This is a genomic window from Rhodococcus sp. P4_B6 (assembly GCF_056402215.1).
This window is the reverse complement of sequence record NZ_JBFUHV010000095.1, coordinates 1-12,293: the sequence shown is the minus strand read 5'-3', so window position 1 is coordinate 12,293 and position 12,293 is coordinate 1. Positions and strand designations below refer to the sequence as shown.

General features: G+C 65.9%; 12 protein-coding genes. 4 read left to right on the top strand and 8 right to left on the bottom strand.

All coding sequences use genetic code 11. The features are described from left to right. Positions 1-3: 3 nt before the first annotated feature. Positions 4-1,497, top strand: a complete 1,494-nt coding sequence (locus AC1DWT_RS32325) for an alanine/glycine:cation symporter family protein (RefSeq protein WP_095863768.1) — start codon at positions 4-6, stop codon at positions 1,495-1,497. A gap of 163 nt (positions 1,498-1,660) precedes the next feature. Next, positions 1,661-3,166 (top strand): aminobutyraldehyde dehydrogenase, encoded by a 1,506-nt coding sequence (locus AC1DWT_RS32320; protein ID WP_477923784.1) that lies wholly within the window; start codon positions 1,661-1,663, stop codon positions 3,164-3,166. Between the two features lies 1 nt (position 3,167). Here AC1DWT_RS32320 and AC1DWT_RS32315 read toward each other — a convergent pair whose 3' ends face one another. From AC1DWT_RS32315 to AC1DWT_RS32300, 4 genes are all read right to left on the bottom strand, one after another. Further along, complete coding sequence (locus AC1DWT_RS32315; RefSeq protein ID WP_072941603.1) at positions 3,168-3,929, bottom strand: class I SAM-dependent methyltransferase; 762 nt, start codon at positions 3,927-3,929, stop codon at positions 3,168-3,170. A gap of 64 nt (positions 3,930-3,993) precedes the next feature. After that, positions 3,994-4,434: a VOC family protein gene (locus tag AC1DWT_RS32310; protein ID WP_072941602.1), complete on the bottom strand. Its 441-nt coding sequence runs from the start codon at positions 4,432-4,434 to the stop codon at positions 3,994-3,996. Between the two features lie 123 nt (positions 4,435-4,557). Next, positions 4,558-4,953, bottom strand: a complete 396-nt coding sequence (locus AC1DWT_RS32305) for a hypothetical protein (protein WP_206012569.1) — start codon at positions 4,951-4,953, stop codon at positions 4,558-4,560. 676 nt (positions 4,954-5,629) lie between these two features. Next, positions 5,630-6,208: a dihydrofolate reductase family protein gene (locus AC1DWT_RS32300; protein ID WP_095863772.1), complete on the bottom strand. Its 579-nt coding sequence runs from the start codon at positions 6,206-6,208 to the stop codon at positions 5,630-5,632. A gap of 409 nt (positions 6,209-6,617) precedes the next feature. Here AC1DWT_RS32300 and AC1DWT_RS32295 point away from each other — a divergent pair, with 409 nt between their 5' ends. Next, on the top strand, positions 6,618-7,145 hold the full coding sequence (locus AC1DWT_RS32295) for an Rv2253 family sensor-like surface protein (protein WP_095863773.1): 528 nt from the start codon (positions 6,618-6,620) through the stop codon (positions 7,143-7,145). A 41-nt stretch (positions 7,146-7,186) separates the two neighbouring features. On the opposite strand, the gene AC1DWT_RS32290 is transcribed toward AC1DWT_RS32295, so the two are convergent. Both AC1DWT_RS32290 and AC1DWT_RS32285 read right to left on the bottom strand, forming a co-directional pair. Then, positions 7,187-7,657 carry an MTB12 C-terminal domain-containing protein gene (locus tag AC1DWT_RS32290; protein WP_477923783.1) on the bottom strand — a complete coding sequence of 157 codons (471 nt, stop codon included), beginning with the start codon at positions 7,655-7,657 and terminating at the stop codon, positions 7,187-7,189. 41 nt (positions 7,658-7,698) lie between these two features. Next, positions 7,699-8,289, bottom strand: coding sequence for a dihydrofolate reductase family protein (locus AC1DWT_RS32285; protein WP_095864011.1), 591 nt, complete (start codon positions 8,287-8,289; stop codon positions 7,699-7,701). Between the two features lie 199 nt (positions 8,290-8,488). Between AC1DWT_RS32285 and AC1DWT_RS32280 the strand changes: the two genes are divergently transcribed. Next, a complete protein-coding gene (locus AC1DWT_RS32280) occupies positions 8,489-9,115 on the top strand; it encodes a class I SAM-dependent methyltransferase (protein WP_206012567.1) in 627 nt (208 codons plus the stop codon). Positions 9,116-9,118: 3 nt separating this feature from the next. Here AC1DWT_RS32280 and AC1DWT_RS32275 read toward each other — a convergent pair whose 3' ends face one another. Further along, positions 9,119-11,656, bottom strand: a complete 2,538-nt coding sequence (locus AC1DWT_RS32275) for a polynucleotide kinase-phosphatase (protein WP_206012566.1) — start codon at positions 11,654-11,656, stop codon at positions 9,119-9,121. Continuing rightward, positions 11,649-12,293, bottom strand: a 645-nt coding sequence (locus tag AC1DWT_RS32270) for a methyltransferase domain-containing protein (protein ID WP_477923780.1), incomplete at its 5' end; no start/stop codon positions are given. The genes AC1DWT_RS32270 and AC1DWT_RS32275, both read right to left, overlap by 8 nt.

The following is a 12,293-nucleotide window of genomic DNA, read 5'->3' as shown; positions in this document are numbered from 1 at the left end:
ATCGTGCCGGAAATCGACTGGGCCGAGTTACTCACGACTCTGGCAGACGGAATCTGGGGACCGATGGCCTATGTCGTCCTGGGCCTGGGGTTGGCATACACCATCGCCATGAAAGGCATTCAGTTCCGACGCATTCCCGACATGATTCGCCAGCTGAGGGAGCACAGCGAGGGGGAGGGAGGCCTGTCCTCCTTCCAAGCGCTCGTGCTCGCTCTCGGGAGCCGCGTCGGTGTCGGAAGTATCGCGGGCGTCGCAACCGCGGTCGGCGGTGGTGGACCGGGCGCACTGCTGTGGATGGCCGTGACCGGTCTCGTCGGCTGTACCGTCGGGTACGCCGAGGCCACCCTCGCGCAGGTGTTCAAACGTCAGGTGGAGGACGAGGACCGGAAGAAGGCCGGCGAGGACATCGGCGGCATGCCGTACTACATCAAGTACGGCCTGAAGCTTCCGAAGGTCGCGGCGCTCATCGCGTTTCTCGGGCTGGTCGGCTACGGCTTCATGTTCCCCGGGTTCCAGGTCAGCACCATCGCTTCCAGTGCTCAGCTGGCGTTCGGCTTGCCGAGCTGGGTGCCTGCGGTCTTCGTCACCGCGCTGATCGCTTTGGTGATCTTCGGCGGCACGACGCGGATCGTCAAAGTCACCCAGACTCTCGTTCCGACTCTTGCAATCGGGTACCTCGTGCTGGCACTGGCCGTGATCTTCGCGAACCTCGAAAGCGTCCCCGACGCAATCAAGCTCATCGTGAACTCGGCATTCGGTATCGATCCCGTGCTGGGCGGTATCGCGGGCGCCGCAGTCGCGTGGGGTGTTCGCCGGGCGGTCTTCGCGTCGGCGAACGGCATCGGTGAGGCCACCTTCGCGGCCGCGGCGGCGCGGACCTCGCATCCCGGCAAGCAGGGCCTGGTCCAGACGTTCAGCATCTACATCGACGTCCTGCTGATCTGCATGGCAACGGGTTTGATGATGGTGGTGTCCGGCCAGTACAACGTCTCGGACGGCTCCGGCGGACATCTCGTCGAGAATCTTCCCGGCGTCGAGGCAGGGCCGAACTGGGTCCAGAAGTCCATCGACACACTGGCGCCGGGATGGGGTGCCGGCTTCATCGCCGTCGCCGTGTTCCTGTTCGGCTTCACCTGTCTGCTGCTGTACTACTACGTCGCGAACTCGAACCTCCTGTTCCTGCTGAACGGTCGAAAGGGACCGGTGCCCAAGCTGATTCTCAAGATCGGCACACTCACGATCGTCTTCGTGGGTTCCGTGGTGAACGCCGGAATCGTCTGGGCCATCGGCGATATCGGGCTCGGAATGATTGCCTGGATCAACCTCGCCTGCCTGGTCCTGCTGTTCCCCATGGTCTACAAGGTCTACCGCGACTTCGAGCAGCAGAAGAAGCGCGGACTCGACCCGACCTTCGACCCGAAGTCGCTCGGCATCGAAGGAGCCGACTTCTGGGAGGAAAGCAGCGCCACGACCGTTACAGCGGATCGCAAAGATTGAGCTCTTCGTTCGAGGACCGTGCACGGCGTCGATGTGACGCTGTGCGCGGTCCTTCGCGCGGAACCCGCGTGATGGGGGCGCGCTTCCTTCGCGAGTTCTTACCCGTCGGAACCACGCCGACGCGCCAGTTCGATTTTCATAGAACACCATGGAGGTTCGTCCGATGTCCATCCCCACTCATACTGGACACACGTCGGTCCGTCGACCCACCGACGGTTCACTGAAGGTCTCCGATGATCTCCCGCCGTTGCAGCATTACATCGGCGGAGAATTCGTCGACGGCGAGACCGACTYGTTCACGGACATCGTCGACCCCTCCACCGAAACCGTCATCACCCGAATCCCCGAAGGCACCGCCGCAGATGTCGACCGAGCCGTCGTCGCCGCGGTCGCCGCCAAGCCCGACTGGGCGCGGCTGGTCCCCAAACAACGCTCGGAAATACTGCACCGCATCGCAGACCGACTCGAGCAGAACTCCGAGATCCTCGCCCGCCTCGAATCTGCTAACACCGGCAAACCGTTCGAGGTCTCGAACGACGACGTCGCCGGCGCCATCGACACCTTCCGATTCATGGCAGGCGCACTGCGCGCCACCACCTCCCTCTCCGCGGGCGACTACGCCGAGCACCACCTCTCGCTCATCTTGCGTGAACCCCTCGGCGTCGTCGGCGTCGTCACTCCGTGGAACTACCCCCTGCTGATGGCCGCCTGGAAACYCGCACCGATCCTCGCCGCCGGGAACACCGTCGTCATCAAACCCTCCGAGCAGACCCCACTGACGACGCTCAAGTTCGCCGAACTCGTCGGTGACCTACTGCCTGCAGGTGTCCTGAACGTCGTCACCGGACTCGGTGCCTCGGTCGGAGCACGCCTCACCGAACATCCCGACCTCGACATGATCGCCCTCACCGGATCGGTCGGCAGCGGCAAAGCCGTCGCACGCGGCGCAGCGGAATCCCTCAAACGCGTTCACCTCGAGCTGGGCGGCAAGGCACCCGTGGTGATCTTCGCCGACGCAGACCTTGACGACGCCGCCGTTTCCCTGCGCGCGGCGAGCTACTGGAACTCCGGCCAGGAATGCGGCGCCGCCTGCCGCATCCTTGTCCACGAATCGGTCGCCGACGCCTTCGTCGACAAACTCGTCGCGCAGGTTGCCACTCTCGTCGTCGGCGAACCTGCCGTCGGCGACGTCGAAATCGGACCCCTCGTGTCGAAGGCGCATTACGACCGCGTCGCCGGATACCTCGAACGCGCTGCGCAGCAAGGAATCACCGCGGCCATCGGCGGAGCGCCACTGGACGGCCCCGGCTACTTCGTCGCACCGACCGTGCTCGTGGGTGTGCCCGACGGCGCCGAATGTGCACGCGAGGAAATCTTCGGCCCCGTCGTCACCGTTGAAACCTTCACCGATGAGGACGACGCCATCCGCCGCGCCAACGATGTCCCCTTCGGGCTGTCCGCATCGGTCTGGACCGAGAACGCCCGTCGTAGCCACGATGTCGCCGCACGCATCGACGCCGGAACCGTGTGGGTGAATTCCCATCTCGTCCTCGCGAACGAAGTCCCCTGGGGCGGGTTCAAAGGATCCGGCTACGGACGTGACCTGTCGGTCTACGCACACGACGAATACTCCCGCACCAAACACATCATGCACAACCACGGGCGCTGACCTACCGCCGATCCGCGCACGGAATCTTGGCGGGGGTCGATGCGACGAGCCAGGTCATATAGTGCTCGACCACGGTGCCTCCGAGTTCCCGGACAGCGGCGGCAGCGCGGTCGGCCTCCTCTGCGGTCCAGTCGCTGAACGTCGAGAACAGCCGGAACACCTGCCGGTCGTTCAGTTCGATGTTCCACCGGAACGTGCGGACCACGTCGACGGTGAACAGGCCCGAACGAATCAACTCCGCGGTGAGCGCTGAAACATCCTCCGGATCGCGTCCGGGGCGTGGTGGTGTGCCGCGGTCCTGCACGATCCGTGCGACCTGCTCCCGGAACGGGGTCCCGGCATCGGGGTCTCCGAAGACGTTCCGCCACACCAGGAACCTCCCCTCGTGGGTCAGCGCGCGGTGGACCTTCGGAAGAGCGACAGCGAGATCGATCCAGTGAATGGAAGTGGCCGCGATCGCGATATCGAAGCCATTCTCCGGAAGCTCGGCGTCCTCGACGCGTTCGACGATGACGGCCGCGTCCGGATATGCACGTCGAAGGTGTGCGGCGAGTTGAGGGCCGGGCTCCACCGCAGTGACGTTCAGGCCCGCGGCGAGCAGGGGACCGGTCGCCTGCCCGGTTCCCGCTCCGATGTCCAGGGCGCGGCGGCCGGGCTGGAGAACACCGAGACGGCGAAGACCGTCCCACAGGGCCGGCGGATACGGCGGCCGCGCCTCACCGTAGGTGTCGGCGTGCGCCTCGAAGTGCATCGGGTCGACCACGTTCGAAAGTCTATGCTCCTGTGCAGACCGGCCTGGTCACCGATCTCCTGTCGGCAACGTGCTGTCAGTTCAGCTCCTCGGCCAACGCGACGATGATCCCCGCGGGGCCGCGGACGTAGCAGAGCCGGTAGCTGTCCTGGTACTGCGCCATCTGTCCCACGAGTTCCGCGCCGTGGGCTCGCAGACCGGCGACAGTGTCGTCGATATCGTCGACGGCGAACATGATGCTCCGTAGACCCAGCGTGTTCCCCAGTGCGTTCTTCGGCTCGGCGCTGACCGCCGTCGGGTTGTGGAACTTCGTCAGCTCGAGCCGGCCGTGGCCGTCCGGGGTCCGCATCATCGTGATGTCGACTCGGACGCCGTCGAGCCCGTTGATGCGGTCCACCCAAGGTCCCTCGATCCGCGCCTCGCCCTCCCGCTCCATACCGAGTTCGACAAAGAACGCAATAGCAGCCTCGAGGTCGTCGACGACGACGCTCACGTGGTCCATCCGCTGAATCGCCATGTGGTTCTCCTTCGTGGTCGCGCGGCCTTTCGTGGCCGCCGGTGTGCCTGGGACGGAGTCGGCGCCACATTCTCGACATCCGTGTACAGAGTCCAGCAGACAAGTCCTGATCGGTGCGCGGTTTCAGGGCCGGCACTGCCAGTTCAGTTTCCCGTCGGTCACAGCGGGCGTCCATCCACCGCCGAACGGGATGAACCCGGGCAGGTAGGTGAACGCGGTCTCGCCTGCGGAATTGCCACCCGCGGGTGCGCCGCCCATTTCTTCGTCGAGCTCTCCCCAGGTGTCGAGTTCCATCTGCCGCTCCTCGACGAGGCGTTCGAGGTCGAACAGTTCGTAGGCCGGCAACAACGCCACCCAATTCTCGTGCGGAAATCCGTTGATCTGCTCGAAGAATGCCGTCAGCTCGTATGGCCACTCGACGCCGGTGGCGTCGACGGCCTGGGTGATCTGTGCCCGGTCCGCACCGGCGATCGGCGCGGGGTCAGGTGTGTGCGGATCCAGTGGGCGATCCGCGTCCACTGCTCGATGACCGCGTGGGCGGCGTCTTCCTGCAGGACAGCGGAACGATGAATCGTGCCGGCAGGGTCTGTGGCGGGTGAGGGCGCCGGCCGGGTCGGAACTGTGGTGAGCATCTGGGGGAGGTAGGAGTCGCCGACTTTCACCGTCGTCAGTGGCAACGGGTGCTCGGCGGGCGATAGCTGCAGCAAGACAGCCACGTCGCCCCGGTCGGCGTCCCGTCCTCGCGCGTGGACCCGGATGTGCCATGAACCGGGCGAGATGTCGTCCACCGTGGTCACTCCCGCGATGTCCTCGATGGAGGTCTCGGTCCCTGCAGGATGCGGGATCAGTGAGAGTGGGCCAGTCACCGCGAACGTGCCTTCCTCGATCGTCTCCCACTCGGTCATCGTGGTCGTCGGCGGTGTGGTCCGTACGCTGATGCCGACCTCCGCCGGGCCGTATGTCGCACCCGTGTAGACCACGACGAAGTCGGTCCCCAGGAAGATGAGACGTCCACACGAATCGGAGCTCAGGTCGCCGTTCTGGATCCCGGCGCCGCCCTCCAGAGTCTGACGAAGAGGACAGGAACCCCGAGATCGATCGTTCGGCGTGTGTCCATCCACGGATGATGTCATCCGGTATGCCGATCCGTCGAAGACGGAGCGGTAATTCTACTCGCGCATCGGGAATCGGTAGGTCAATGGAGCGTGGGTCGGTAGATGAGCTCCTGGATGTGACCGTCGAGCGTCCGGTTCTCGAGCAGTTCCAGGTCGAAGTCGGCCGCACCCTGGAAGATCGGGTCGTCACCGGTCTGACCGGTGATCACTGGGAAGAGCGTCACCTGCAGGCGGTCGACGAGTCCGGCGGCCAACAGCGCCCGGTTCATCGACAGGCTGCCGTGGGAGCGCAGCGGCACGTCGGACTCCTGCTTGAGCCGGGCGACGATGTCGACGGCGTCACCGCTCACGATGGTCGCGTCCGGCCAGTCGAGAGGTCCTTTCAACCTCGTCGACACCACCGTTGCAGGCAGACTCCTCATCCGCGTGACCCACGGGTCACGGACTTCGGACTCCTCGGTGCTCGATGCCAGCATTTGCGCAAATGCCCGATAGGTGTTGGCCCCGAAGACCATCCGCTGATCCGCCGCGTACAAGGAAAGGCGGTGGTCGAGCAACTCGGGACCCTGTTTGCCCCAGTAGCCTCCCCAGTCTCCGCCGCTGACGCCGCCGTAGCCGTCAAGGCTGGAAAAGACGTCGAAGGTGTAGGTCGCGGTCATGTCGTTCTCCTCGAGTCACGTTTGATCGATGTAGGTACTGACTGGGAATCAATGCAAAACTCATCGTCGCCGATGGGGCGCAGCGTTGCGCAGGGTTCCGTGAGGTGGCTCGCGGGTCGACAGCCGGGGGTCGCGCTGTGGCGGGCGGAGCGGATCGCCTCTGTCAGAGGGGCGAACTACTCGTACCATCGCGACGGGCAACAGGTCGCCACTCACTGCCGAGACCGGTGATCTGATCACGGTCCTGATCTGCGGAGTTCCGCGGATTGGCAGGCGTGCGGCGACCTGTTTCTCTGTGCAGAGCGGGCGACTCCAATCATTCTGGGGCTGCTTGGTCGCCGCGATCCCGGTTACCACCGCGGGACACATACACCCACCGCGCTGCCGACGCCTGTGATTCAATCGCGTCATGCGCAAGTCACTGCTGATAGTCGCGTTGATCGCGTCCTGGTCGGTTGCCGGGGCTGTGCCTGCGGGGGCGGCACCGACGCAGCCGTCCTGGTCGGGGGAGTATTCGCTGAAGCGCTTCGCCGCGACGAAGACCGGCACGAGTTTGGCCGCGCGGCAGTGGGAGCCCGACTTCTCCGATACGTACCGATTCGAGACGAGTTGCACGGACGACTCCTGCGTTGCGACCGTGACCGATGGACCCACGCCGGCCAATCCGACACTGCCGCTACCGCCGCGATACACCTGGGACGGGACCAGTTGGGTCCACACCTACGACTGGGAGTGGGACTGCTACCAGGGCGAGGGTGTGCCGAAGGTGTGGGCACCGGCGCACTCGGTTGCGTACTACACACCGCAGCCAGACGGGACGCTGACCGGTTCCTGGCGTACCGACATCGACAGCGGCCCGTGCGAAGGCTCGGTGCTCATGGACGTCGCCGCCTATCCCGTCCAGCCGCCACCCGGACCATTCGGCAGCAGTTCATAGGGCGCGGACGCACAGCGGCCGCGAACCGGCTGAGCCCTTGCCTAGCAGCCGGCCTGTGAGCATGCCCAGCTTCTGGCGATCTTCCATGCTCCGTCTTCGGCGACGAACGGAATCGGAGACCCTTCCGGCTGTGCCTGCCCTTGTAAGACGGGGTTGCCGAAGGCGAGTAAGGATCCGTCGCCACGGTCCACCACTAGGTGGAACTCGACCGTCATTCCCTCTTGAACGAACTTCTGGGCGAGCCGTGGATCGGCGTCATCGACGCCCTGAATCAGATTCACTCGGTCGGACAACGGGACGTCGTAGTCGAGGGCAGCGTTGTACAGAGCGGTCAGCTCGTCCGCCGTCGGGAGCAATCCCGGAATGTCGGGTGTGGCCGGCACGGATGACGTTGCTTCCACTCCCACCGAGGGGGGTGCTGACTCGCCGCCGTGGGAACCGCACGCAGCCATCAGCACCGACGTGGCGACGACGACGCCGGCGATCGGYATCGACTTGAACCGAAACGTCATCGACGAATCCTTCGTGGTGAGGAATGCAACTGTTCGTGCCACTATGACAGTTCGATGCTCGCTTCCGGCCCGTCGGACTCGTCGCGGGCGCACCGGTAGCGCTCATAGATCACGCGCGAGCCGAACGTCCTGGTCTCGACGAGGTCCAGCGGAACGTTTTCGGTGACCGGCGGCAGGAACGGCGTGCCGCCACCGACGACGATCGGATTGCGGAACATGCGCAGCTCGTCGACGAGACCGAGCTCGATTGCTGCCGCGGCCAGGCCGGCGCCGCCGATCGCGACGTCCTTGTCGGTCGCGTCGCGCGCCGCGGCGGCCTCCTCGGCCACCGACGCCTCGGCGAGCCGGGCGTTGCCGTGAACGCTGTCGAGCGTGCGGCTGAAGACGACCTTCGGGATAGTGCACCAGACGTCGGCGAACGCGGCGTGAAGCTCGTTGTCGCGCATCGACGGATCCGTGTCCCACGGCAGCATGGTCTCGTAAAGCCTGCGGCCGCACAGATAGCCGCCGAGCTCGCGTATCTGCGCGACGTGGAAACGAAACTGCTCCTCGTCGGGCACCGTCCACCCGAATCCGCCCTCCCGGTCGGCGATGAAGCCGTCCACCGAGACGCTCATCGAGTAGATCAGCATGGCAATGTCACCGTTGAGCTGGACATCCCGCTCTCCATCCTTCTGCACGCTGCTCTGCCACACACTGCGACCGATCGCGAGACGACAACGGATCGTCGTGGGCGGTCCACGCGATCGTACGGCGGTTGTCGACGCCAGGTGTCGACTCGCCCCGGGGAGGATCGGCACTCGCAGCACCCGATCGACGATCATTGACGGCATGGCGAACACGAGAATCCAGCCGGGCGACATCGTCCGAGAGTCGTACTCGGCCAGATCCCAGGAGTACACGGATCTCTTCGGCTCCATGACGTCGACGCACCCGTCCGATCGGGCCCTGGTGAGCAGCTGGGCCGCCGCCCTGACGGGTCCCGTGCTCGACGCCGGATGTGGTCCGGGGCAGTGGACCGACTTCTTGGCCGCGTGTGGAGCCGCTGTGAGCGGGATTGATCTCGTTCCCGAGTTCGTCGAACGTGCTCGCGCGCAATATCCGGACCTCTCCTTCGGCGTCGGCAGCTTCGAGACGTTGGACGTCGCGACAGAATCACTGGGTGGTGTGCTGTCCTGGTACTCGCTCATTCATCACGGTCCACAGGACATCGAAATTCCGCTCGCCGAGTTCGCGCGCGTGATCCGACCGGGCGGAGGGCTGCTGGTCGGCTTCTTCGAAGGAGCAACCGTCGAGACTTTCGACCATGCCGTGACCACTGCCCATCGTTGGCCGGTTGCCGAACTCGGCCGGCAATTGGCCCAGGCCGGCTTCGAGGTGATCGAGACACATACCCGAACCGGGAGCGGCTATAGGCCTCACGGCGCAATCACCGCACACCGGCAGAGTATCCGGTGACGGCTACAGCCTCGGGTCCACCGGCTCGGATTCGAGCGCCAGAACCGCGAACACCGTTTCGTGCACCCGCCACAGCGGGTCACCTTCGGTGAATCTGGTCAGCGCCTCGAGACCGAGCGCATGTTCGCGCAGAGCCATCGATCGTTTGCGACCGAGTGAGCGGTCGCGGAGAACGTCGAGGTTCTCGGTGTAATCGGGGCCGTAGATGATTCGCAGGTATTCCCGTCCCCGCACCTTGATGCCAGGCTGAATCCTTCTCTGTGCCAGTTCTGTGGGTGTGGGGCCGAGTGGCTTGACCACCATGCCCTCGCCGCCGGCATCGGTCAGTTGCGACCACCAGGTGGTCGCCGCATCCCGGGACTCGTCGGAGGTGAGATCGACGAACTGGTGCCCGGTCTCGGCGATGAGAGGATCGTCGAGTGTCGCCAGCTTCGCGAGGTGCCACGAGTGCGGTTCGGTGACCGCGGTTGCGCGGCCGTCACAGGCGAGGATGTGGAACGGTGCGAGCCGCACCCCGTCCAGGCCGGTCACCGGCCAGCAGTACCGCGCGTACGCGTCCCTGAAACGTCGGGCGTTGGCCGCGCGGGTCCGGGTGTGAGCCAACAGGTCTGCGACCTCCAATCCTCGCGCCGCGGCCCGTTCCAGTGCGGTGATCGCGTCCGGCAGCGCCGCACCCGCCGCGGCGCCGACCGATGCGTATTGGCTGCGGATCAGTTCTCCGGCCTTCGCCGACCACGGCAGCAGCTCGCAATCGAGCGCCAGCCACGACGACTCGAGGTCGTCCATCAGCGGCCTGCACGCGGTGCGGAGCCGGGCCACCAGTTCGCTCATCGTGGCCGGGTCGTCGAAGAACGGTCGGCCGGTGCGGGTGTAGACGATCCCCGAACTTCCATCGGTGACACCGAACCGCTCCGCCGCGGCTGCGGCGTCGCGGGCCAGCACGGCGATCGCCCGGGAACCCATGTGCTTTTCCTCGCACACGATCTCGGTGATCCCATTCGCCGCGAACTCGGCGAAGGCCTGCGCGGGGTGTTCCAGGTAGCCGTCGAGGTTCGAGGTGGCGGGTGGAGCCATGGTCGGCGGCAGGTACACCAGCCAGCGCGGGTCGACGGCGAACCGGCTCATGATCTCGAGAGCGGCGGCGGAGTTCTCCTCGCGCACCTTGATGCGTCCCTTGTTGTACCGGACGTCGATGTGCCGTGTTCCGCGCACGTCGTCGATGGACAACAGGGCCGGATCGCGCTGTGTCCGACGCCCTGGTGTGGCCGGCCCCGTCTCGAGTGGTCGCGCCGGTTCGAACCACACCTGCTCGGCCGGAACGGACACGATGTCCTTGCCGGGGTAGCGCAGGGCGGTCAGTCTGCCGCCGAAGACGACTCCGGTGTCGAGGCAGATGGTGTTGTTGATCCACTCGGTCTCGGGAACAGGCGTGTGGCCGTAGACGACGACGGCCCGTCCGCGGTACTCCTGGGCCCACGGGTAGCGCACCGGCAGCCCGTATTCGTCGGTCTCACCGGTGGTGTCGCCGTACAGGGCGAACGAACGCACCCGCGCCGATGCGCGGCCGTGGTAGGCCTCCTTCAGCCCGGCGTGCGCGACCACCAGATTGCCGCCGTCGAGTTCGTAGTGGCTGATCAGGCCGTCGATGAAGGCGTGCGCCGACTTACGGAAGTCGTCAGGTTCCGCGGCGAGCTGATCGAGCGACTCCTGCAGACCGTGCGAGGCGGCGACCTTCCGGCCGTGCAGCGCCCGGGCGAGCTTCTGTTCGTGATTGCCCGAGACGCACAGCGCCGTTCCGGCCGCCACCATACCCATCACCAGGCGCAGCACTCCCGCGGTGTCCGGTCCGCGATCGACCAGGTCGCCGACGAACACTGCGGTCCGCCCCTCGGGGTGGTGGGCGCCGGCGCCATCGGGCTGGAGCCGCCAGCCGAGTTCGCGCAGCAGCGTTTCCAGCTCGCTTCGGCAGCCGTGCACGTCGCCGATGATGTCGAACGGACCGGTCAGATCCCGTTTGTCGGTCCAGGCCTTCTCTGTCGACACCGACGCCGAGTCGATGGCGTCGACTCCGGTGAGCACGTGCACGCGCCGGAAGCCTTCGCGGCCGATCTTCGGCAGTGACCGCCGAAGGTCCTTGTGCTGCCGTCGGATCACGTGTGCACCGAAGTCGCGGTCCGGTCGGGTCGCGTTGCGCGCGATCGCGACGTCGTCGGGAACGTCGACCACGATTGCGTCGACCAGGACGTCGTGGGACTTGGCCAGATCGATCAATGCCTTGCGTGCTTCGCGCTGCACATTGGTGGCATCGACGACCGTGAGCAGACCACGCCGCAGCCGGGTCCCGGCGATGTAGAGTAGCACGCCGAAGGCGTCCGAGGTTGCGGCCTGGTCGTTTTCGTCGTCGGCGACCAGCCCCCGGCAGAAGTCGGACGACAGCACCTGGGTCGGTGCGAAATGCCGCGCGGCGAAGCTGGACTTGCCGCTGCCGGACACACCCACGAGAACCACCAGCGACAGTGCCGGCACAGAGATGTCAGGCATCGGAACCACCCGCCCGCGCGAAAACCGCCATCTGAGTCGGTGGACCGACCTCGGGGTCGTCCTCGCCGACCGGCCGGAAGTCGGCGGTGTATCCGTGGACCCGGCATACGTTGCTTGCCCACGAACGGAATTCGGCCCTGGACCACTCGAAGCGGTGGTCGCGGTGACGCATTCCCTCGAGTTCGGGGTAGCGCACGTTGTACTCGGAGTTGGGTGTCGTCACGATCACGTGCCCGGGCCGCGCGGTACCGAAGATCACCTGCTCGAGTGCGGTGAGCCGCGGCGGGTCGATGTGTTCGACGACCTCCATCAACACGGCCGCGTCGTAGCCGGCGAACCTGCTGTCGGTGTAGGTGAGGGCCGCCTGGAACAGTTGCAGACGCTCGCGGCGGCGCTCCGGCATCCGATCGAGCCGCAGCCGGCGTGCTGCGATCGTCAGCGCCCGGGTCGACACGTCCGCGGCGGCGATCTCGGTGAGGCGGGGATCGTCGAGCAGCGCGGAAACGAGTTGGCCGGAACCGCATCCGAGGTCGATGACAGTGCGGGCCTCGAGTTCGCCGAGCGCTCCGAGGACCGCCTCGCTCAGAAGCAGGTTCAGCGGCGGGGCGGCCGCCGTGTCCGCCTCGCACCCAATGCC

Coding starts and splice junctions, on each gene's coding strand:
- AC1DWT_RS32310 (WP_072941602.1), bottom strand. CDS start 4,434: ATGGCGATTCAGCGGATGGACCACGTGAGCGTCGTCGTCGACGACCTC.
- AC1DWT_RS32300 (WP_095863772.1), bottom strand. CDS start 6,208: ATGACCGCGACCTACACCTTCGACGTCTTTTCCAGCCTTGACGGCTAC.
- AC1DWT_RS32295 (WP_095863773.1), top strand. CDS start 6,618: ATGCGCAAGTCACTGCTGATAGTCGCGTTGATCGCGTCCTGGTCGGTT.
- AC1DWT_RS32285 (WP_095864011.1), bottom strand. CDS start 8,289: ATGCTGATCTACTCGATGAGCGTCTCGGTGGACGGCTTCATCGCCGAC.
- AC1DWT_RS32280 (WP_206012567.1), top strand. CDS start 8,489: ATGGCGAACACGAGAATCCAGCCGGGCGACATCGTCCGAGAGTCGTAC.
- AC1DWT_RS32275 (WP_206012566.1), bottom strand. CDS start 11,656: ATGCCTGACATCTCTGTGCCGGCACTGTCGCTGGTGGTTCTCGTGGGT.